The organism is Limobrevibacterium gyesilva, assembly GCF_025989185.1.
Lineage (GTDB): Bacteria > Pseudomonadota > Alphaproteobacteria > Acetobacterales > Acetobacteraceae > Limobrevibacterium > Limobrevibacterium gyesilva.
This window is the reverse complement of sequence record NZ_JAPDNT010000009.1, coordinates 1-20,833: the sequence shown is the minus strand read 5'-3', so window position 1 is coordinate 20,833 and position 20,833 is coordinate 1. Positions and strand designations below refer to the sequence as shown.

The 20,833-nt window shown below is 69.9% G+C and carries 17 protein-coding genes; 8 read left to right on the top strand and 9 right to left on the bottom strand.

The features are described 5' to 3' along the window. The first annotated feature begins 76 nt into the window (after positions 1 to 76). Genes OL599_RS12955 through OL599_RS12930 form a run of 6 tightly spaced genes read left to right on the top strand, consistent with a single transcriptional unit; the run spans position 77 to position 6,569 of the window. The gene (locus OL599_RS12955; RefSeq protein WP_264714203.1) at positions 77 to 1,063 is read left to right on the top strand and encodes an ABC transporter substrate-binding protein; all 987 of its coding nucleotides are present in this window, start codon (positions 77 to 79) and stop codon (positions 1,061 to 1,063) included. Continuing rightward, positions 1,064 to 1,825 carry an ABC transporter ATP-binding protein gene (locus OL599_RS12950; RefSeq protein ID WP_264714201.1) on the top strand — a complete coding sequence of 254 codons (762 nt, stop codon included), beginning with the start codon at positions 1,064 to 1,066 and terminating at the stop codon, positions 1,823 to 1,825. Beyond that, entirely contained in the window at positions 1,822 to 2,586 is a 765-nt protein-coding gene (locus OL599_RS12945; RefSeq protein WP_264714200.1) for an ABC transporter permease, read from the top strand. Before OL599_RS12950 ends, OL599_RS12945 begins: the two co-directional genes overlap by 4 nt. Then, the gene (locus tag OL599_RS12940) at positions 2,583 to 3,329 is read left to right on the top strand and encodes an ABC transporter permease (RefSeq protein WP_264714199.1); all 747 of its coding nucleotides are present in this window, start codon (positions 2,583 to 2,585) and stop codon (positions 3,327 to 3,329) included. Before OL599_RS12945 ends, OL599_RS12940 begins: the two co-directional genes overlap by 4 nt. A 19-nt stretch (positions 3,330 to 3,348) precedes the next feature. After that, positions 3,349 to 5,049, top strand: a complete 1,701-nt coding sequence (gene ilvD / locus OL599_RS12935; RefSeq protein WP_264714197.1) for a dihydroxy-acid dehydratase — start codon at positions 3,349 to 3,351, stop codon at positions 5,047 to 5,049. Continuing rightward, a complete protein-coding gene (locus OL599_RS12930; protein ID WP_264714196.1) occupies positions 5,049 to 6,569 on the top strand; it encodes an oligosaccharide flippase family protein in 1,521 nt (506 codons plus the stop codon). The genes ilvD and OL599_RS12930 overlap by 1 nt, the downstream gene beginning before the upstream one ends. On the opposite strand, the gene OL599_RS12925 is transcribed toward OL599_RS12930, so the two are convergent. From OL599_RS12925 to wbaP, 6 genes are all read right to left on the bottom strand, one after another. After that, positions 6,545 to 7,396 carry a glycosyltransferase family 2 protein gene (locus OL599_RS12925; RefSeq protein ID WP_264714195.1) on the bottom strand — a complete coding sequence of 284 codons (852 nt, stop codon included), beginning with the start codon at positions 7,394 to 7,396 and terminating at the stop codon, positions 6,545 to 6,547. The two genes, OL599_RS12930 and OL599_RS12925, sit on opposite strands and share 25 nt — an antisense overlap. Continuing rightward, the gene (locus OL599_RS12920) at positions 7,389 to 8,513 is read right to left on the bottom strand and encodes a glycosyltransferase (protein ID WP_264714194.1); all 1,125 of its coding nucleotides are present in this window, start codon (positions 8,511 to 8,513) and stop codon (positions 7,389 to 7,391) included. The genes OL599_RS12925 and OL599_RS12920 overlap by 8 nt, the downstream gene beginning before the upstream one ends. Continuing rightward, positions 8,510 to 9,583 carry a glycosyltransferase family 4 protein gene (locus OL599_RS12915; protein ID WP_264714193.1) on the bottom strand — a complete coding sequence of 358 codons (1,074 nt, stop codon included), beginning with the start codon at positions 9,581 to 9,583 and terminating at the stop codon, positions 8,510 to 8,512. The genes OL599_RS12920 and OL599_RS12915 overlap by 4 nt, the downstream gene beginning before the upstream one ends. Further along, positions 9,580 to 11,007, bottom strand: coding sequence for a hypothetical protein (locus OL599_RS12910; RefSeq protein WP_264714192.1), 1,428 nt, complete (start codon positions 11,005 to 11,007; stop codon positions 9,580 to 9,582). The genes OL599_RS12915 and OL599_RS12910 overlap by 4 nt, the downstream gene beginning before the upstream one ends. A 124-nt stretch (positions 11,008 to 11,131) precedes the next feature. Then, positions 11,132 to 13,396 (bottom strand): Wzz/FepE/Etk N-terminal domain-containing protein, encoded by a 2,265-nt coding sequence (locus OL599_RS12905; RefSeq protein ID WP_264714191.1) that lies wholly within the window; start codon positions 13,394 to 13,396, stop codon positions 11,132 to 11,134. A 14-nt stretch (positions 13,397 to 13,410) separates the two neighbouring features. Further along, entirely contained in the window at positions 13,411 to 14,919 is a 1,509-nt protein-coding gene (gene wbaP / locus OL599_RS12900; RefSeq protein ID WP_264714190.1) for an undecaprenyl-phosphate galactose phosphotransferase WbaP, read from the bottom strand. A 302-nt stretch (positions 14,920 to 15,221) separates the two neighbouring features. Between wbaP and OL599_RS12895 the strand changes: the two genes are divergently transcribed. Next, entirely contained in the window at positions 15,222 to 16,607 is a 1,386-nt protein-coding gene (locus OL599_RS12895; protein ID WP_264714189.1) for an outer membrane beta-barrel protein, read from the top strand. A 47-nt stretch (positions 16,608 to 16,654) separates the two neighbouring features. Beyond that, on the top strand, positions 16,655 to 17,245 hold the full coding sequence (locus tag OL599_RS12890) for a polysaccharide biosynthesis/export family protein (RefSeq protein WP_264714188.1): 591 nt from the start codon (positions 16,655 to 16,657) through the stop codon (positions 17,243 to 17,245). On the opposite strand, the gene OL599_RS12885 is transcribed toward OL599_RS12890, so the two are convergent. The 3 genes from OL599_RS12885 to OL599_RS12875 all read right to left on the bottom strand — a co-directional run. Beyond that, positions 17,220 to 19,058 (bottom strand): ABC transporter ATP-binding protein, encoded by a 1,839-nt coding sequence (locus tag OL599_RS12885; RefSeq protein ID WP_408886938.1) that lies wholly within the window; start codon positions 19,056 to 19,058, stop codon positions 17,220 to 17,222. The genes OL599_RS12890 and OL599_RS12885 overlap by 26 nt on opposite strands. Positions 19,059 to 19,421: 363 nt before the next feature. Further along, the gene (locus OL599_RS12880) at positions 19,422 to 19,844 is read right to left on the bottom strand and encodes a DUF4399 domain-containing protein (RefSeq protein WP_264714187.1); all 423 of its coding nucleotides are present in this window, start codon (positions 19,842 to 19,844) and stop codon (positions 19,422 to 19,424) included. A gap of 17 nt (positions 19,845 to 19,861) precedes the next feature. After that, the coding region (locus tag OL599_RS12875) for a formylglycine-generating enzyme family protein (protein WP_264714186.1) at positions 19,862 to 20,833 on the bottom strand (972 nt) is incomplete at its 5' end.

Below are 20,833 nucleotides of genomic sequence, written 5' to 3'. Positions count from 1 at the left end.
AACAGGTGCAATTTCCCTCTTGTTCGCATGCCGCCCTGCGGCGACGATGCCGCAACCCTGCGCCGGAGAAACCGCAATGAAGCTGCTCCGTTCCGCCTTGTTCCTCGCCACGCTTGCCTTGTCGCCGCTGGCGCCGCGCGCTTTCGCCGCGGACCTGCCAACCCTGCGCGTCGGCTGGACCGTGCCGGCCGAGGAAGCGAAATGGCTGCTGATGAAGCGGCCGGAGCTGTTCCAGGGCATCAACAAGACCTACCGCGTGGAATGGTTCCAGTTCCAGGGCACGCCGCCGATTGCCCAGGCGCTGGTCGCCAACGCCATCGACTGCGGCACGCAATCGCCGATCAGCTTCGCCCAGGCCGTGGGCGAAGGCGACTTCAAGGGCTACATCCTCGGCTCGCTGGCGCAGGAGAAGGCCGGGTATTTCTCGGTCTACTGGGGCACGCTCGACGGCAGCCCGATCCGTTCGGCGCAGGACCTGAAGGGCAAGACGGTGGCCAGCACCGTGTTCAACGGCGGCATCTATTTCTACCTGCTGGAATGGCTGAAGAAGGGCGGCGTGGATCCGGCCAAGGACCTCAAGCTGGTGGAAATCCCCTTCCCGCAGGTCGAGGACCAGTTGCGCGCCGGCCGCATCGCCGCCGGCCCCTTCGCCCAGCCCTTCGCCAGCCGCGCCGAAGCCCGCGGCGGCATCCGCAAGATATTCGAGATGAGCGAGCTGCTGAGTCCGCTGACCGACACGTTCGAGTCCTGCCGCAAGGACATCGCCGACGGCAAGCCAGACCTGATCCGCGCCTACATGGCCGACTTCAAGGCCGCCACCAAGCACGCCATCGCCCATCCGGAGGATGCGAAGAAGGTGACGTCCGAAGTCACCAAGATCGACTACGCAACGTTGGACAAGTACCTCATGAGCGAGCGCGACTTCTATCGCGATCCCGTCGGGCGGCCGGATTTCCAGTCGATCCAGCAGACCTGGGACCTGTTCACCCGCACGGGCTACATCAAGCAGAAGATGAACGCCGCGGACTACCAGAAGCCCGAGCTGACACCGGCAAACGATTGAATGATCCGGCTTGATCGGGTCTCCAAGACCTACACCCGTGCGGGCGGCGGCGAGCCCGTTCGCGCGCTGTCGGAGATTTCCGCCGACATCGCCGATGGCGCGTTCGTCACCATCGTAGGGCCCAGCGGCTGCGGGAAAAGCACGCTGCTGTATATCGTCGGCGGCTTCGTGCCGGCGAGCGGCGGCGCGGTGCTGGTGGAAGGCAAGCCGATCGCCGGCCCGGGCCCCGACCGCGGCCCGGTGTTCCAGGAATTCGCGCTGTTTCCCTGGAAGACCGTGCGCCAGAACATCCGCTTCGGCCTCGCCGAACAGAACGTGCCGCGCGCCGAAGCCGACCGCCGCGTGGACGAGCTGCTCGACCTCGTGCATCTGCGCCAATATGCGGCACTCTATCCGAAGGAACTGTCCGGCGGCATGAAGCAGCGCGTCGCCATCGCGCGCACGCTGGCCTATCGCCCGCGCACCCTGTTGATGGACGAGCCGTTCGGCGCGCTCGACGCCCATACCCGCGCCAAGCTGCAGGACGAGCTGCTGCAGATCTGGGAACGCGAGCGCAAGACCGTGCTGTTCATCACCCACGGCGTGGACGAGGCCGTCTATCTCTCCGACCGCATCCTGGTGATGAGCGCCGCCCCCGGCGCCATCAAGGCCGACATCGCCGTGGACCTGCCGCGCCCGCGCCGGCGCGAGGAATTGCTGCGCCATCCCCGCTACCAGGAGCTGGTGATCGAGATCGGCCGGATGATGGACACCACGGCGTGATTCGCTTCGGCCCGCTGATCGTGCTGGCGGCGCTGCTGGCGCTGTGGCAGGCGGCCGGCATGGCCATGCGCGTGGAGACGCTGCCGACGCCGCTGGCGGTGCTGCCGGAGCTGTGGGCGCTGTTCGCCAGCGGCGAGATCTGGGGCGACCTGCGCGCCTCGCTGTACCGGCTGGCCGCGGGCTTCGTGCTGGCGCTGGCCACCGGTGTGCCGCTCGGCATCCTGTGCGGGCGCAGCGCCGCCGTGCGCGGCTTCGTCTCGCCGCTGCTGGCACTGTTCTATCCCGTGCCCAAGGCGGCGCTGATCCCGATCCTGATGCTGTGGCTCGGCGCCGGCGACCTGTCGAAGATCACCATCATCTATCTCAGCGTCACCCTGCCGATCGTATATCACGGCCAGCAGGGCGCCGCCGCAGTGGAAGAAAAACTGGTCTGGTCGGCCCGCGCCATGGGCACCGGGCGCGCCGGCGTGCTGCTGCGCATCATCCTGCCCGCGTCCCTGCCGGAACTGCTGCTGGGCGTGCGGGTCGCCATCGTCATCGGCCTGATCGTCATGATCAGCTCGGAGATGATCGTCCGCCAGAACGGCCTCGGCTACGACATCTTCAATGCCATGGACATGGCCCAGTACCGGCTGACCTATGCCGTCATCGTCGTCGTCGCCGTGCTTGGCTTCGTTCTCGACGCCACTTTCGAACGCCTGCGCCGGCGCCTGACCTTCTGGGCGCCGGAACGGCAGGACCAGCTGCCGACCGGCGCATGATCCTGCGCGCGCTCCGCTCCTGCTACTCCGTTCTCCTGCTGCTCGCGGCATGGGAGCTGTTCGCGCGTTCCGGCATGGTGCCGCGCACGCTGCTGCCGCCGGTGAGCCTGGTGCTGCAGCGCACCGCCATCGCGCTGGCCACCGACACCTTCGTGGCCGACCTCGCCACCACCCTGTTCCGCCTGCTCGCCGGCCTCGCGCTCGCGGTCGGGCTTGGCATCGCCCTCGGCGTCATCTCCGCGCAGACCCGCGCCGGCCGCGCGATCTTCGAACCGCTGGTCCGCGTGCTTGGCCCGTTGCCGAAGATCGCGCTGTTCCCGGTGCTGCTGCTGACACTCGGCTTCGACAACACGCCGCGCATCGTGCTGGTGCTGATCGACGCCATCTTCCCGGTGATGCTGGCCGCCCATTACGCCGCCCGCGCGGTGGACGAGAAGCTGATCTGGTCCGCCCGCGCCGCCGGCACCTCGCCCACTGGCTGCGTGCTGCGGGTCATCCTGCCCGCCGCCATGCCGCAGATCCTCACCGGCATCCGCGTCGCCGCCGTGATTGCCTGCGTGGTAGTGTTCCTGTCAGAGATGGTGCAGCCCGGCGACGGCCTGGGTGACCAGATGATCCGCGCCGCCCGCGCCTTCCGCAGCGTGGACATGTTCGTGCCCATCGTGGTCATCTCCGGCCTCGGCTTCATCCTCGACACGCTGCTGGCACTGGTGCGCCGGCGCGCCTTGGGATGGGCCGGCTGAACGACTGGGGGAATGCCGCATGACCGACGACACCACGCTCCGCTCGCGCATCACCGTCGACGGGCTGGACCGTGCGCCGCATCGCGCCTTCCTGCGCGGCATGGGCCTGTCGGACGCGCAGATCGCCCAGCCCTTCATCGGCGTCGCCACCACCCAGGCAGACGTGACCCCCTGCACCATGGGCCTTGCCGCCCAGGCGCAGCACGCCAAGCGCGGCATTGCCAATGCCGGCGGCACCCCGTTCGAGTTCACCACCATCGCCGTGTCCGACGGCCTGAGCATGAACCATCCGGGCATGCGCTTCAGCCTGGTCAGCCGCGAGATCATTGCCGATTCCATCGAGGCCGTCGCCTCCGGCCATTGCTATGACGGGCTGATCGGCTTCGGCGGCTGCGACAAGACGCTGCCGGGCGTGATGATGGCGCTGGTGCGCTGCAACCTGCCCTCGGTGTTCCTGTATGGCGGCAGCGCGCTCACCGGCCGCTTCAAGGGCCGCGACGTCAGCATGCTCGACACCTACGAGGCCGTCGGCGGCGTGCTCGCGGGCACCTGGACGGAAAGCGACCTCGCGCGCATGGAGCGCGTGTGCCTGCCCACGATCGGCGCCTGTGCCGGCCAGTTCACCGCCAACACCATGGCGATGGTGTCCGAGGCGCTGGGCCTGGCGCCCGCCGGCTCCGGCATGGTCCCGGCCGTGGACTCCAGCCGCGCGCCTCTCGCCGAACGTGCGGGTGCGATGGTGCTGGAGATCCTGCGCCGCGGCTTCCCCCGCCCGCGCGACCTCGTCACCCGCGCGAGCCTTGAGAACGCCGCCGCCATGGTCGCGGCCACCGGCGGGTCCACCAATGCCGGCCTGCATCTTCCCGCGATCGCGCACGAGGCCGGCATCGCCTTCACACTCGACGACGTGGCCGCCGTGTTCCGCCGCACCCCGGTCATCGCCGATCTGCGCCCGGGCGGCCGCTTCCACGCCAAGGACGTGCACGAGATCGGCGGCTGCCCGGTGATCATCAAGGAACTCATTCGCGGCGGCTTCATCGACGGAAGCTGTCCCACCGTCACCGGCCAGACCCTGGCCGAAGCAGTTGCGGACGCCCCCGCGCCGGACGGCCAGGTTGTCGTATCCTGCGACACGCCGCTGAGCCCCACCGGCGGCCTTGTCGTGCTGCGCGGCAATCTGTGCCCGGACGGCGCGCTGCTGAAAGTCGCCGGCCTCAAGAGCCTGGTGTTCGAAGGCCGCGCCCGCGTGTTCGACGGCGAGGAAGCCTGCATGGATGTCGTCCGCCGCCGCGCCTACGCCGAGGGCGAGGTGTTGATCATCCGCAACGAAGGCCCGCGCGGCGGCCCCGGCATGCGCGAAATGCTCGGCGTCACCGCGCTGATCTACGGCCAGGGCATGGGCGAGAAGGTGGCGCTGCTCACCGATGGCCGCTTCTCCGGCGCCACGCGCGGCATGTGCATCGGCTATGCGGGGCCCGAGGCCGCGGCGGGCGGGCCGCTCGCGCTGGTACAGGACGGCGACCGCATCCGCATCGACGCCACCACGGAGAGCATCGAGCTGCACGTTCCCGCCGACGAGTTGGAACGCCGCCGCGCCGCATGGCGTCCACGTCCGGCGCACGCGCTGGCCGGCGTGCTGCAGAAATACGCGGCCACCGTCGGCCCGGCGCATCTCGGCGCCGTCACCCATGCCGGCCCGGCGGCGCCGCCCATGCCCTGATGCCAGGCGACGAAGGCCGGCTGCAGCGCCTGACCGCACCGCGCACCGTCGCCATCGGCGCGACCTGGAACGTGCTGGGGCGTGCCTTGCCGCTGCTGGTTGCCGTCGCCGCCACGCCCTTCCTGATCGACGGGCTCGGCGTCACGCGCTGGGGCATCTTCACCCTGGCGCTCAGCCTCGTGGGCCTGTTCGGCATCTTCGATTTCGGCTTCGGCCGCGCCATCACCCGCCTGATCGCGGACCGGCTGGCCACCGGCGACGAAGCGCAGGCCGCCTGTTCGGTCGTCACCGGCATCGCCGTGCTCACATTGCTGGGGCTGCTGGGCGGCGGCGTCATGGCCGCACTCGCGCATCTCTACGTGACCGACCTGCTGGACCTGTCGCCCGCGTTGCGGCAGGAGGTGCTGATCGCCCTCTACGTGCTCTGCGCCTCGGCGCCGCTGGTGATCCTCAACGCCGCGCTGTGGGGCGTGCTGTCGGCATTCCAGCGCTTCGGCGCCGCGAATCTCGTGATCACGCCGATCACCGCGCTGTACTATCTCGGCCCGCTCGCAATCCTGCCGTTCTTCGACAGCCTCATCGCGGTCATGGCCGTGCTGGTCGTCTGCCGCGCCGTCATGACCGTCCTGTGCTGGCGCCTCTGCCTGCAGGCGATGCCGTCGCTGCGCCAGGGCCGCATCGCCTTCGCCGCCATCCGGCCGCTGCTGCGCTTCGGCGGCTGGATCACCGTGTCCAACATCGCCTTCCCCGCGGCGCTCTACATGGACCGGTTCGTCATCGCTTCCAGCCTGTCCGCCGCCGCCGCCGCCTATTACGCGACACCCTTCGACCTCATCCTGCGCTTTTCGGTGATCCCCGTCGCCGTCATGCAGACGGCGTTCCCCGCGATGACCACGTCCTATCGCCAGGCGCCGGAGGCTGCGGCACGGCTGTTGCGCATCAGCACCGTCGCGATCGCGGCATGCGTGTTCCCCGCCGCCCTGCTGCTCACCGCCTTCGCCGAGCCGGTGCTGCGGCTGTGGCTGGGGGCCGGCTTCGCCCTGCAGGCGGCCCCGGTGTTGCGGATCCTCGGCCTGGGCGTGCTGTTCATGTGCGCCGACATGGTGCCGCAAGGGCTGCTCGACGGCATCGGGCGGCCGGACCTGAATGCGAAACTGACAGTTGCCGCCACGGCCCTCTACATCCCGGCGCTGCTCGGGCTGATCGCTCTGCTGGGCATCGAGGGAGCGGCCCTGGCCTGGACCCTGCGGGTCATCGCCACCTACGCCTCCCGGCTGGCGCTCTGCGCACGGTCCCTGCCGCCGGTTGCCGGCGAGGTCCGCAGGCTGTTTCCGCCCCTCGCCGTGGCCCTGTCGCCGGTCGCGGTACAGGGATCACCCGCCTCCCCGTTCCTGATCGCCGCCGTGACCGCCGCCTGCGGCACCCTGTTTGCTGCCTGCCTCTGGACCCGGTCGCTCACCGCCGCGGAACGCGCCACGCTGCGCACCCGCCTCGCTCACGGCCTGCGGAAGGAACGGTAGCCGAACCACCGGCCGCGCAACGTATGCCAGTAATAGGCGCAGTGCCGCAGCCGGAGCTTCGCCAGGCTGACGACCATGCCCCCTACCGGGCGCAGGAGGTATCCGCCGAGCACGCCCACCCCGAAGCCATGCTTGCGCAGCACGTAGCCGAACCCGGCGCCATACCGGAACGCCCGCAGCGTCGCCGCCGGCGTCAGCCGCTTGTCCGGGTGCACCACGCGCAGCGCCGGGTCGTACACGGCCTTCGCACCGCTGCCGATGGCGCGGAGCACCAGGTCGTTCTCCTCGCAGGCGCCATAGGCGGCGCCCACGCCGAGCGCCTCGTCGAAGCCGCCGAGCCGGTCCAGCAACGCGCGGCGCAGAAACAGGTTGAAGCAGATCACCGTCGTGAACGCGTTCCGCCGGTCGATCGGCGCCCGCATCGGCCACCAGCGGCCGGAACCCAGCCGGCCTTCCGGCGACTCGGCCGCCCCGGTCAGCAGCATCAGCGCCGGATCGGCGGCGAACTCCCGGTCCACCACCGCCAGCACGCCGTCCGGATAGATGCAGTCGTCATCGGGAAACCCGACGATGTCGCCCGTGCACAAACCGATCCCGACATTACGGGCACAGGACGAGTTCCGCGCCTCGACCCGCACGTGCCGGATCGGCAAACGGCCCGCGAACGCCGCCACCACGGACAGCAGCCGGCCGTCCGGGTTCTGGTCCACCAGGATCACCTCGAAGGATATCCCGGTCTGGATCAGCAGGGAGTCGAACAGCGCCCGCACTCCATCGACGCGGCCGAGGCTCGCGACCACCAGGGAGAACCGCAGCACCTCAGCCATAAGCGGCCGCCGCCTCCCTGGCCACCAGCTCGGTGATGCGGGTGCGGAACGTCTCCACGGTGAAGCGCAGCGCATTCCGCCGGCAGGCTTGCGGCGAAATCCGGCCAGCATCGGCCTCGAAGCGCCGCACGGCAGCGGCGATGGCGGACGCGGTCTGCTCTTGAAAGAACAGCCCGGTCGCCGGATCGTCCTCGCGCACGATGTCGCGCGCGCCCCCGCGTCCGAGCGCGATCACAGGGGTGCCGCAGGCCTGGGCCTCCACCAGCGCGATGCCGAAATCCTCTTCCGCCGCGAACACGAAGGCCCGCGCCTCCTGCATCAGCCGGACCAGCTCGTCCTGCGCCACGGCGCCGCGGAACGCGATGTTCGCCGCCCCGCGCGCGGCCTTGACCACCCGCGCCCACTCCGGCCCGTCCCCCGCCACCACCAGGCGCCGGTCGGGCATGGCCGCAAACGCCTCCACCACCAGATCCACCCGCTTGTACGCAACCAGCCGCGACGCAACGAGGTAGAAGTCCGACCTGGCGCCACCGATCCGGAACGTCCCGACATCCACAGGCGGCGGAATCACCAGCGCCTCGCGGCGGTAGCACTTGCGAATGCGCCGGGCGACATGGCTGGAATTGGCGACGAACACGTCCACCCCATCGGCGGTGCGTGCATCCCACATCCGCAGGCGCGACAGCAGCCAGCGCACCACGGCGCCGCGCACGCCGCGCGCCAGCCCAAGCTGGCGCAGATACTGGTGCTGCAGGTCCCAGGCATAGCGCATCGGCGAATGCACGTAGCTGACATGCAGCGTGTCCGGCCCGGTCAGCACGCCCTTGGCCACCGCATGATGGCTGGAGATCACCACGTCGTAGCCGGACAGGTCGTATTGCTCCACCGCCAGCGGCATCAGCCCGAGATAGGCGCGGAACCGCGTGCGCGCGAACGGCAGGCGCTGGATGAAGCTGGTGCGCACCGGCCGCCCCTGCAGGAAGCCGCGCTGCCCTTCCGGCACCACGTCCACCGTCGCGAAGATATCGGCCTCCGGGAAGCAGGCGATCAGCTGCTCCAGCACCCGCTCGGCGCCGGCATAGGATTGCAGCCATTCATGCACGATTGCGACCCTCACTGCGCGGCTTCCAGCCGCCGGATCGCGGCCAGCAGCTCCGTCGCCGCCCGGTCCCACGTCATCGCCGCCGCACGCGCCGCACCTCGGGCGCGCAGGGCATCGGCAAGGCCCGGATCATCCAGCAGCGCGGCGACAACCCGCGCGATGTCATGCGGCGAAGCAGGATCGCAATACAAGGCGGCATCGCCGCAGACCTCCGGCAACGCCGCCGCCCGCGCGGCGACCACGGGGCAGCCGCAGGCCATCGCCTCCACCGCCGGCAACCCGAAACCCTCGTAACGGGACGGGAAGACGAAGCAGGCCGCCTGTGCGTACAGCGCCCGCAATGCTCCGTCGCTCACCCGGCCCACATAGCGCGCGGGCTGCGGCAGCCGCGTCCGGACGGCGGCGAACACGGCGGGCTCGAAGCCGCCGGCCACCACCAGATCCAGCCCCCTTTCCGCCAGCATCCGCGCCGTCGCCTGCAAGGCATCGAGATTCTTGTGCGCCGCGAGGCTGCCGACGACGAGCACATAGCGGCGCGGCCACAGCCCGTATCGCGCCAGCACATCGGGCTCCGGCGCCACGCGCAGCATATGGTCGGCGCCCTCCGCCAGCAGCTCGACCGACGCCGCATCAATCCCCAGCGCGTGCCCGATCTCGCCCCGCGCGAAGGCGGACACCGTGGCGACCCGCGCCTGCCCCCGTGCCAGTTTTCGCTGCAGCAAGGCATACCAGGTACGAAAATACCATGAATACGCCTCGGGCGTTGCGAACACGCCGGCATCATGGATCACCACGATCTGCCGCTCCGCAAGCAACGGTGCGGTGTTGCCGAGATTGACGAGAATGCCGCCGGTCGCGTGCCGCGGCAGCACCGCCTGCTCCCACAACTGCCCGCCGAACGGACCGGCATGGCGAATCCCCGGCCAGTCCGCGCCGCCGGCCGCACGCGGCACCAGCAGCACGGGCGGCGGCCGGTCCGTCGGCCATACCCGCCGCAGGCCACGCGTGATCTCGGTGGCGAAACGCTGCACACCGGTCAGTGTCTGCCCAGCGAAGCGACCATTCACGTAGACCGCCCTGCTCATGCGGCGCGTGCGGGCAACGCCGCCGCCACCGCGATCCGCCGCGTGGTCCCTGCGGCCTCGTATTCCACGCGCGCCACGCAGCCCACCAGCACCGCCAGCACCAGATAGAAATCGACCGTGGTAATCGCCGGCGACGACAGCACCGACGCCGTCAGCGAGCCCACGAGGCTCGCGCTCATGGCGTCGATCACCATCAGCCGATCCGGCGCCACCGGCAACCGGCGTACCCGCGCGACGTGCCGCCGCAGCCGCACAGCGAACCAGGCCAGCGGCACCACCCCGGCCACGCCGAGATTGGCCAGCAGGCCGGGGATGAGGCTTGACGATCGCGCGCTCCCCCAGCCGGCGCCAAGGCCATAGCTCGCCGGCAACACGCCCAGCGCCTCGATGTCCAACAGGCTGCGTTCGGCATAGGACGTACCCCAGCCCTTTTGCAGCGTCTGCGTCACCACCGCCTGCACCGACGCAGCGAAGCGCGGATCGAGATCCGCCAGCACCACCACTCCCAGCAGCGCCAGCACCACCATGGGGATGCCGAACGCGAGGATGCGCGTGGCGACGCGCGGGGCCGCGCCCACCGCCGCGTACAGCAGCAGGAACGCCGCGCCGGCGCCCAGCACGGCATACGCCGTGGTTGATGTCGACAGCAGCATCGCCACCACCGCCGGCGGCAGCAGCAGGGCCGCGAACCGGCTGCGGTAGCCGCGAACCAGCACCCAGGCAGCCGAGAACACGGTGCCCGACAGGTACAACGTCAATGACGCGGGCTCGCTGAACGGCCCGTTGATGCGCGGCACCCCGCCCAGGTCCTGCGACGGGAACAGCGCCCAGCCGGGATTCGAGTAGAGGAACGCTGCCGGGTAGGGCACGCCGGCCAGCCGGTTCAGCACCTGCCAGAAGCAGACCAGCAGCACGACAGCGCCGCCAGCGTAGTACGCATGCAGCAGGCGCCGGAAATCGACGTCCGACCGTGTCAGGAACATCCCGCCGAGGATCGCCACCAGCGCGTTCGACACCAGGTACAGCGCCTGCGTCACGTTCGCCAGGCTGGGCGCCAAAGGGACCGGAAGCGCAAAAGCCGCATCCACCTTCTGCGGCCACACCTCGAACCGGCCCGCGAACAGGCGTGGCAGCAGCACCGCGGTCGCCAGTGCATACGCCACGGCGATGGCGAAGGGCTCCAGCAGCCGCCAGGACCGGCACGCGCCGGGGAAGCGGGCGCCCAGCGCGTATTGCAGCGCGACGAAGCCGATGAACAGCGCCGCAGGCGGCAGGCCGGGCGGCAGCCCCAGGCCGCCCACCACCGCCACGGCGGCGGCGCCGAACGCGGACGCGAGGAACACCAGCTCCAACAACCGGAACGGCGCCACGCAGGCCGCCGCGCACAGCGGCAACAGCACCATGCCGAACCGGGTCAGCTCCATGCGCCCTCCCCAGAGCGACATCAGGCAGAGCATCTTCGTCTGCCTGATAAAGTTGCTCGTCAAAACAAAGAGCCGGAGTGTTTTCAGCGTGCACAGTCACGCTGAACACGCTCCGGCCCGCGGCTCAGCGAAAATACGAACCGTATTTGCGCAGCACGTAGGCATGGCTGCCCTCGTACGCCCCCAGCGCATTGAGATCCACCTGTGTCAGCACGGTGCCGGAAATCCGCGCGCCATATGTCCGCAGCGCCTTCAGCGCGCTCTGCACCATCGCCCGCGGCGTCTTGCGCCAGCGCACCACCATCACCGTCGCATCGGCGACCTGCGACAGCACGCGGGCATCGACGAACCCCAGCACCGGGGGCGCATCGATCACCACCAGATCGTAGCGGTCCCGCGCCTCGTTCACCAGCGCGCGCAATTGCGCCGACGCAACCAGCACCGGTGCGTCCATCGGCGCGTCGCCGGCGGTGATGATGTCGAGCTCGCTCGCCGCATCCCGCTTCACCAGCCGGTCCACCAGCCCGTTGGTGGCGACGATCCCCACACCCGGCGCCGCACCCAGGCTTCCGGCGCCAAGCCCCGGCTCGGCATCGATCCCCAGCACGGCGGCAACCGAGGGCCGGCGCAAGTCGCAGTCGATCAGCAGGCTGCGCCCGCCCGCCAGGGCCACGCTGCGCGCCAGCGAGATCGCGAGAAACGTCTTGCCCTCGCGCGGCAGCGCCGAGGTCACCAGGATCACCCGCGGGCGCCCGGCCACCTCGGCGCATTGCAGCACGCTGCGCACGCTGCCGATGGCATCGACATACGCGGGTGCGCGCGCATCGAGGTTCAACGCCCGCTTGCGCCGCCGTGTCCGCGGCACGAAGCCCAGCGTGACCAGCCCGGTCTCCGCCTCAAGCTGCTCCGCCGTGCGCACGCCCGGCTCCGTCCGGTCGCGCACCAGGGCGGCGACCACGCCCAGCAACCCGGCGGCCAGCAGCGCCAGGAACAGGTATTGCCGCTTCGTCGGTGCCGCCGGGGTTGTCGGCACGTTGGCGACCGAGATCAGCTCGGCATCGGGCTGCTGGATATCGCGCTCGTTGCTGGTGCGCTCGGCGCGGTTCAGATAGTCCGTGTAGACAATGCGCGCCGCTTCGGCCTCGCTCTCCAGCTCGCGCAGCCGGATCGCGGCCGTGCCTTGCGCGGCCACCTGCCCCTGCAACTCCTGCAGGCTGGCCCGCAACGCCGCCTCGCGCCCGCGCGCGGCATTCGCCTCGCTCTCGATGCTGCCGATGATCTTCAGCGCCTCGCTCTGGATGCGCGCGCGGATGTCCCGCTTCTCGGCGCGCAGGCTCATCAGTTGCGGGCTTTCGTCGCGCTGCTGCAGCGACGCACTGGCCTCGCGCGCGCTCAGCTCGGCTTCCTGGCCGCGCAGGCGCTGGATCAACGGCGAGGCGACGACCTGCGGCACGGCGAACGGATCCCCCCTGCCATCCATTGCCCGCCGGATCTCGTCGATCTCGGCGTCCTTCTGCAGCCGATCGTTGGTGGCGGCGACAAGCTGGGTGTTGACCTGCGTCATCTGCTGCCCGGCCACGGTGCCGCGCCGCTCGCCGCCCGGGCCGGTGCCGTGGTCCTCGACCAGCCCGTTCTCCGCGCGGAAGGCGGCCACCGCGCGTTCGGCGTTGCGCAGCTTCTGCTGCAGCGGCGCCAGGCGCCCGTCGAGCCACGCATTGGCCCGCATGACCGCGCGGTCCTTCAGCTCGCGGTTGAAATCCAGATAGACGCGCGCGTAGGCGTTGGCGATCCGCGCGCTCAGCGCCGCGTTCGCGGTGCGCGCCACGACGCCGATCACATAGGACCGCCCGTCGTTCATCACCGACACCTTGTCGGTCACCAGCGCGGTCGTGACGATGCGGATCTTCTCGTCCTCGCTCCGCGGCGGCGCCGGCGGCGGCGCGGCCTCCAGCCGGGCCAGCACCTCGCCCAGCAGCACCCGCCACATGGCCGGCGGCTCGTTCAGCACCGCCGCGAACTCCGGCTCACGCACCAGGTTCAGCCGCGTCACCACCTGCTCCGCCAGCGCCGGCGAACGAAGGATGTCCACCTGCGTGCGCACCTCGATCGCCTCGGACTGCGCGCCGCCGACAATCGCCTGCAGGTCGCTCAGCTTGTTCTTGCGGGTGTCGACGAGCACCAGCGCGGTGGCCTCGTAGCGCGACGCCAGCGCGAGGATACGCGGCACCGCGACCGCCAGCACGCAGGCGGCCACCACCAGCACGGTCATGCGGCGACGGCGCAGCACGGCAAACAGCCGCAGCGGCGACACCGCCTCCGGCGGCGGCGCTCCGGCGTGCGGCGCGGCCCCGACGATATCGACCTGCAGCGTGTCGCCCGGCCGGGACATGGACACGCCCGCGCTCAAAACGCCCCCTTGCGGAACAGCACCACCGGAACCGTCTTCATCAGGATCACCAGGTCCTGCCACAGGGTCCAGTTGCGCACGTACCAGCAATCAAGCTGCACCTTGCGGCCATAGGAGGTGTCGTTGCGCCCGCTCACCTGCCACAGCCCGGTCAGCCCGGGCCGGACGCTGCAGTAATAGGCAAGCTCGTCGCCGTAGCGGGGCAGCTCGTGCTCCACGATCGGCCGCGGCCCGACCAGGCTCATCTCCAGCCGCAGCACGTTGAACAGCTGCGGCAGCTCGTCCAGGCTGGTCTGGCGCAACAGCCTGCCGATCGGCGTCACCCGTGGATCTCGGCGCAACTTCTGGTTGTTGGCCCACTCCACCGCCGCCCGCGGATCGCCTGCCAGCGCATCGCGCAGCACCTGGTCGGCGTTCACCACCATGGTGCGGAACTTCAGGCAGTTGAACCGCCGCCCGCCATGGCCCACCCGGGTCTGCGCGAACAGCACCGGGCCGCCATCGCGCCTGATCAGCGCCGCGATCGCCAGCAGCACCGGCGCCAGCAGCAACAGCAGCGTCACCGCCGCCGCCAGATCGAACGCGACCTTCGCCCCTCGTGCGAACGGCAGGTCGGCATTGTTGCGGTAGGTCAACAGCAGCACGTCGTGGCGCAGGAAAGGCTGCGGGTCATAGCCGGCCTCGGGCAGCCCATCCATCGACGGGATGATGGCGAAATCCACGTGCTCGTGCACCAGCTGCGCCACCACCGGGCGGCGCAGCTGGAACGGATCGTCGCCGGGTGCCAGCAGCAGCAGGCTGGCGCCGTAGTGTCGCAGCAGGGCCGCGAACGACGCGCCGGGCACCCCCGCCGTGACCGCTTCCAGCCGCACCCGGCCGGCGATCTCGTAGCCCATCGTCGCATCGGACAGCAGCGCCGCCTGCGCCACCCGCGCGGCCTCGGTGCCGCCGGCGATCAGCACCCGCCGCTGCCACAGCCCCGCCAGGTCCAGCGCGTTGCGGGTGACCACGCGCATGCCGACAACGGCGACCGGGGCCAACAGCCACAGGCACAGGAACCAGGACCGCGACATCGCCTGCTGCAGCGCGAACTGCACGAACCCGTCGATCAGCATGCCGAACAGGCTGACCTTCGTCACGTCCTGCACGGCGGTCCAGAAGGCGATGCGGCGGATGTAATGGCCCTTGCGGTGCAGGTACCCGATCATCACCAGCGCCAGCACGCCAAACATCCGGATGTGGCGGGCGATGTCCTCGGCGCCGACCTGCCACCGTCGGTCCAGCACCACCGCGTTGACGACGCCGGCAAGCACGAAAGCCAGGACGAACGCCACGCACAGTGCCACCAGATCGGAAGCAAGGACGAAATAGCTCCACGCCGTCGGCTGCACGAACCGGCTCGGCCGCAGCCGCCGCAGCCGCGGCCCGAAATCGGCGACGCTCTCCCCCACCCCCTGGCCGGTCACCGCCTCCGCCCCGCCCAGTCGATGGAATTCGTTCGGCATCAATATCTTTCCGGTGACAGGATCGACGCCAGCATCCGGCACGGCGGCCATTCGTAGAAACGAATCGTCAAAACGAATCGCCGTGGAGAACGAAACGTTGGCATCTTCTCACGAATCGGTAAAGCACCGTGAATTCGGGCCGAACCGGGTATTCCGGCTCGCCAGATCGAAGCGAAACGGCCAGTCCTCACCCGCATTCCGGCAGACCGTTTCTTCCCCGGCTTACCGGATGCCCGGGCCGGACTGGCCCCGCGCCGCCGGGAGGGCGAAATTTTGCCGCGCACCACGCCGCAGAGTCTGTTATGGAACGTAAGAACCGGTCCATCGCCGTCGGAGATCAGCCCCGTCCCGTGTGCCAGGCGCGCCGCACTTCGCCCCCACACCCCGCCCGTCCCCGACCCGCCGGCCCGGGACGCGGCCAGCGCTGGCCCGCACGCGCCGCGCTGCTCGCCGCCTCCTTCGCCCTGGCTGCCCCTGCCAGCGCCCAGCTCGTCGACACCTATTTTCCGGCCGGCCTGATCGGCTACGGCACCAGCCTCGGCGTCACCGTCGCCTCGCGTGAGCGGCCCGAATACGACCCTCCGGGCGTGCATGCCGGCAGCTTCGTCATCCGCCCGCAGTTCGCCACCAGCGTCGGCTACGACAGCAATGCCATCTTCCGCACCCCGGGCCGCAGCAGCATGGCGGTGCGCAACAGCGGCTCGGTGCTGGCAACGACGAACTGGTCCAGCGACAACGCCAACGCCTTCGTCAGCTTCGACAACGTGGTTTATCCCGACGTGTCCGGGCAGAACTACACCGCCTGGAGCGGAACGCTGGGCAAGGTGTTCGATTTCGGGCGCGACCGGCTGACCCTCGCCGCCTCGCACCTCACCCTCTACCAGACCTCGCGCGACATCAACACGCCGCAAGCGCTCAACGAGCCCGGCCAGTACCAGATCAACAATATCCGCGCGAGCTTCGAGGCCACGCGCGGCCTGTTCTACCTGGTACCCGCGTTGCAATACACCACGTACCGCTACAGCAACGTCATCGCCGGCGGCCAGCCGCTGAACCAGACCAACCGCAACCGCGACATGCTGGAAGGCCAGCTCACCACCAAGATCGGCGACGCCCTGCTGCGCGACTTCGCCGTGGTGCTGCGCGGCGCCAGCATCCACTACACCAGCCCGCAGGTCGGCCAGCCCAACCGCGACGCCGACGCCATCTCCGTCCTCGCCGGCATCGACCACGTCGCCAGCGCCGTCTGGCGCTTCCGGGCCCTGGCCGGCTACCAGGTCCGCTGGTTCCACAGTTCCGCCTTCAACACCGTCTCGGCTCCGATCCTCGAAGCCAACGTGATCTATTCGCCCAGCGGGCTCACCACCGTCACCGCCACGCTCACCCGCGCGATCCAGGACGCGGCGAACGAGTTTGCCGCCACCTACATCTCCACCGCAGCGCGCCTGACCATCGACCATGAGTTGTGGCGCAACGTGCTGCTCAACGGCCATGTCAGCCTGGAGCAGGCGCAGTACCAGCAGGGCGGCGGCAACGAGGCCTTTATCAACGGGGGCACCGGCGTCACCTGGCTGGTGAACCGCAACGTCCGCATCGCCGCCACCTACGACCACATCACCAAGCACCCGACCAGCGGCAGCAACATCAACGAGGATGTGGTGCTGATCCGCCTGCTGCTGGGCCTGTGACCATGCCTGCCCGCCGCCGTTCGACGCCGACCGTTCAGGAGGTTGTCATGCCGCCCATTCGCCCATCCCGCCGCCGCCTCCTCCGCGCCGTGGCCGCGCTGCCCCTGCTGGGCACGCTTGCGCTGGCCGCCTGCGCCCCGGGCCGCGACCTTGCCCCGTTGCCGGAGGCGCCGTCCACCGCCTACCGGCTCGGCCCGAACGACCAGGTCCGCGTCATCACCTTCGGCGAGGAATCGCTGAGCGAGATTTTCCGCGTCAACGACGCCGGCAACATCGCCCTGCCGCTGGTCGGCCTGGTGAAAGCCCAGGGGCTGACCACCGAGGAACTCGGCACCCGCATCGCCGACCTGTTGCGCAGCAAGAACCTGCTGCGCTCGCCCAGCGTCTCCGTCGAGGTCACCGAGTACCGCCCGGTCTTCGTCCTCGGCGAGGTCACCCGCCCCGGCCAGGTCACCTACCAGCCCGGCATGTCCGTGCTCAGCGCCATCGCCGTCTCCGGCGGCTACACCTACCGCGCGGTCGAGAACTACGCCGCCATCGTCCGCCGCATCGACGACCAGCCCGTCCGCGGCAAGGTCATGCCGGAAACCCTGGTGCGCCCCGGCGACATCATCACGGTGTTCGAGCGGTATTTCTGAGCGCCGGCAGCGCCAGCTCCGCCGCGTCCGCCATGCCCATCGCCTGCCGGTCGAACAGCCGGCGATAGGCGCCGCCCTGGCGCTGCAGCAGCCGGGCATGGCTGCCCTCTTCGATGACGCGCCCGCGGTCGAACACCAGGATGCGGTCGAGCGCCCGCACCGTAGACAGCCGGTGCGCGATCACGATCGAGGTGCGCCCGGCCATCAGCCGCTGCATCGCCTCCTGGATCAGCTCTTCCGACTCCGAATCGAGGCTGGAGGTCGCTTCGTCCAGGATCAGGATCGGCGCATCGGCCAGGAACGCCCGCGCGATCGCCACCCTCTGGCGCTCGCCGCCCGACAGCTTCACCCCGCGCTCGCCCACCAGCGTCGCATAGCCGTCCGGCAGCCGCCCGATGAACCCGTGCGCATTGGCCAGCCGCGCCGCCTGCGCGATCTGCGCGGCACTCGCGCCCGGCCGTGCATAGGCGATGTTCTCCGCAAGGCTGCGATGGAACAGCACCGGCTCCTGCTGGACGATGGCGAGCTGTGCGCGCAGCGAGGTCTGGGTGGCGTGCGCGATGTCCTGGCCGTCGATCAGGATGCGCCCGCCGCTCACGTCGTACAGCCGCTGCACCAGCTTCACGAAGGTGGTCTTGCCGGACCCGGAATGGCCCACCAACCCCACGCGCTCGCCGGGCGCAATGGCCAGCGACAGCTCCTCGTACAGCGGCCGCGCATGCCCGCCATAGCGGAACGTCACCTGCTCGAACGCCACCGCCCCGCCGCGCACCTGCAACGGCCGCGCATCCGGCCGATCGGCGACCGCCAGCGGCTCGGCGTCGATCGCCACCAGCTCCTCCATCTCGTTCACCGACCGCTGCAGGTTGGAGATGTGGTGGCCGATGTCGCGCAGATAGCCGTGGATGACGAAATACATCGTCAGCACATAGGCCACGTCGCCGGGCGTCGCCTGGCCCACCCACCACAGCCACAGCGCCGCCGCGATCACGACGGTGCGCAACGCCAGCAGCACCAAAAGCTGCGCCGTGCCGTTGTTGGTGCCGCGCCGCCAGGTGCGCCGCGTGCGCCGGCGCCACTGCCCCAGCACCTGCGCCAGAGCCCGGTCCTCGCGCGCCTCGGCGGCGAACGCCTTCACCACGGCGTTGGCGCCGATGACGTCCGCCAGCACACCGCCGATCCGCGTGTCCCAGCGGTTCGACAGCCGCGCCGCCGGCGCCACGTACAGCAGCGTGCCCAGCGCCGCCAGCGCCAGATACACGATGGCGCTGCCGGCAACGATTGCGCCCATCACCGGCCAGCGGAAGCCCAGCAGCACCGTCGACCCCAGCAGCACGACGACCGAAGGCAGCAACGCCAGCAGGATCGTGTCGTTCAGCAGGTCGACCGCCCACATCCCGCGCGTGATCTTGCGCACGACCGAGCCGGCGAAGCTGTTCGCGTGCCAGTCGGTGGACAGCCGCTGCACGCGCCAAAAGCTCTCGCGCGCGATCGCCCCCATGGTCTCGAGCGTCAGGCTGATGATGGCGAGCAAGGCCAGATGCCGGCACACGGCCGCACCGAGCCCGAGCGCCAGCATGCCGCCCAGCGCCCACAGCGCCGCGACACCCGCATCGCCCCGGGCGGCATCGAGCACACCCACGGCATCGATCAGCCGCCCCGCGAGCAGCGGCAGCAGCACGTCGGCCATGGTGGCGCCGGCCATGGCAGCAACGACCGCGCCGGCCATTCCGGCATTGGCGCGCCAGTGGCGGAATGCGTAACGGAACACGTCGCGAAAGACGCGGGCCCCGTGATGAGGATCGGACAGCATCGGTCGATTTCGGCCACCGTGCGAAGCGGCGGCTGAATCCCTGCAACGAGGACAATCGTTCCGGTGGCGTCAACCGCCGGTCAGAAAATCCGGGTGATCGGAAAAGCGGGTCCAGGGGTCCGCGGAGCGAAGCCGCGGACGCGCTGATCTAGCGCGATAGCTGACCGGGGCGGTCACACATATACGAAATTCGCATGCACGCCTCCTGACCCACAGGGTTGAACCGGATAACACCGTAGGCAAGCAAAGCGGAATTTGCAACCATTTCTTCGCCCACTGCGCGGCGTGTCAAACATCCAAGTGCCGGTCTGCAACATTCCGATCCGCCGGACCGACGGTTCCGGCATTTTCCGACGGAGTACGTCAGGTAACCACAATCCGGATCTTGCGTGACACCACGGGCGGATCGAACGGGATGTGCTTGGCGTCGCCAAGCACGAGCTGCAGCGTGTGCGGGCCGGGCGGCAAATCGAGGCGCACTTCGGTCTGCCCCGCGCCGAAATGCAGATGCTTCTTGTCGGAGGGGATGGGCTCGTTCAGATCCAGCGGCTCATCCACGTCGATCAGCAGATGGTGATGCCCCGTGTTGGGCGTCTCGTCGCCGGCATGCGTCACCCCCATGTTGCGCAGCCCGAAGCGGCACCAGAATGCCCCCCGTATGCGTTCGCCGTCGCCCGGCCAGATGATGTAGAGATATGCATCCTTGGGTGCGGGCGTCTTGCCCGCGAAGGCCGCTGTCGGCGCGAATGGCAGGAGCGATGACAGCACCAGGCGACGTGTCAGCATGTCGGCTCCTTTCGCGATCATGGCGAGCGTGCCAGGCGGACCCCATGGGCCGGGTAGCGCACGGAGGCATCGTAGTAGTCCCGGCTTGCCGGGCGAACATAACTCGGGTCATTGCGCCAGGACCCGCCCCGCAGCACATGCGCCCGGCAATCCGGTGCGTGCCAGGCCGAACCGTCGGCCGGCGCGTTGTGGTAGTCCTTGTGCCAGCAATCCTCGACCCACTCCGCGAGGCCGCCGCCGATGTCGTTGAGGCCGAACGGATTGGCCGGCAGGGCGCCGACCTTTGCCGGCTGGATCCCGTCATGCGGGCCGTTGCATCCTTTGCAGTTGGCAAGCCCCGGCTTCATCGTGTCGCCCCACCAGTAGCGCGTGCTGGTGCCACCGCGGGCCGCGTACTCCCACTCGGCTTCGCTGGGCAGGCGATAGGGCCGGTGCGTGGCCTGCGAGAGCCAGGCGGCGAACTGCTGCGCGTCGTCCCAGCTCACGTTGCCGACCGGCGCGTCGTCGTTGCCGTCCGGCGCGTAGCTGCACGCCTTCGCCGCCACGCACGCGCGCCACTGCCGGACGGTGACAGGATATTTGGCGATCAGAAACGATCCGACCTTCACGCTGTGGATCGGCTGCTCCGACAGGTCCTCGTTGCTGCCCATCCGCAACGTGCCGCCGGCGACAGGGATCATCTCGGGCTCGGCGATGGCAGGCGTGGACTCGGCCTGCGCGGGCTGCAGCCGCGGCGGAACGACCACGGCCTGCATTTCAGCGGCAGGCGGCGGCGTCCGAGCCGTCGCGGGCGGAGCCGGACTGGCGGGCCCCGGGCCGGGCGCGGCGTCCGCCTGCCCAGGCTGCGGCTGCCGCGGGACGGCCGCAACCTGCATGTCGGTGGCCGGCGCCGGCGTCCGAGCGGCCGGGGGTGAAACCGGATTGGCGGGCGCCGGGCCGGGCGCGGCGTCCGCCTGCCCAGGCTGCGGCTGCATGTCGGCGGCCGGTGC

Coding starts and splice junctions, on each gene's coding strand:
- OL599_RS12915 (WP_264714193.1), bottom strand. CDS start 9,583: ATGAGCAGGGCGGTCTACGTGAATGGTCGCTTCGCTGGGCAGACACTG.
- OL599_RS12895 (WP_264714189.1), top strand. CDS start 15,222: ATGGAACGTAAGAACCGGTCCATCGCCGTCGGAGATCAGCCCCGTCCC.
- OL599_RS12880 (WP_264714187.1), bottom strand. CDS start 19,844: ATGCTGACACGTCGCCTGGTGCTGTCATCGCTCCTGCCATTCGCGCCG.
- wbaP (WP_264714190.1), bottom strand. CDS start 14,919: ATGCCGAACGAATTCCATCGACTGGGCGGGGCGGAGGCGGTGACCGGC.
- OL599_RS12940 (WP_264714199.1), top strand. CDS start 2,583: ATGATCCTGCGCGCGCTCCGCTCCTGCTACTCCGTTCTCCTGCTGCTC.
- OL599_RS12930 (WP_264714196.1), top strand. CDS start 5,049: ATGCCAGGCGACGAAGGCCGGCTGCAGCGCCTGACCGCACCGCGCACC.
- ilvD (WP_264714197.1), top strand. CDS start 3,349: ATGACCGACGACACCACGCTCCGCTCGCGCATCACCGTCGACGGGCTG.
- OL599_RS12925 (WP_264714195.1), bottom strand. CDS start 7,396: ATGGCTGAGGTGCTGCGGTTCTCCCTGGTGGTCGCGAGCCTCGGCCGC.
- OL599_RS12885 (WP_408886938.1), bottom strand. CDS start 19,058: ATGCTGTCCGATCCTCATCACGGGGCCCGCGTCTTTCGCGACGTGTTC.
- OL599_RS12955 (WP_264714203.1), top strand. CDS start 77: ATGAAGCTGCTCCGTTCCGCCTTGTTCCTCGCCACGCTTGCCTTGTCG.
- OL599_RS12905 (WP_264714191.1), bottom strand. CDS start 13,396: ATGTCCCGGCCGGGCGACACGCTGCAGGTCGATATCGTCGGGGCCGCG.
- OL599_RS12950 (WP_264714201.1), top strand. CDS start 1,064: ATGATCCGGCTTGATCGGGTCTCCAAGACCTACACCCGTGCGGGCGGC.
- OL599_RS12890 (WP_264714188.1), top strand. CDS start 16,655: ATGCCGCCCATTCGCCCATCCCGCCGCCGCCTCCTCCGCGCCGTGGCC.
- OL599_RS12910 (WP_264714192.1), bottom strand. CDS start 11,007: ATGGAGCTGACCCGGTTCGGCATGGTGCTGTTGCCGCTGTGCGCGGCG.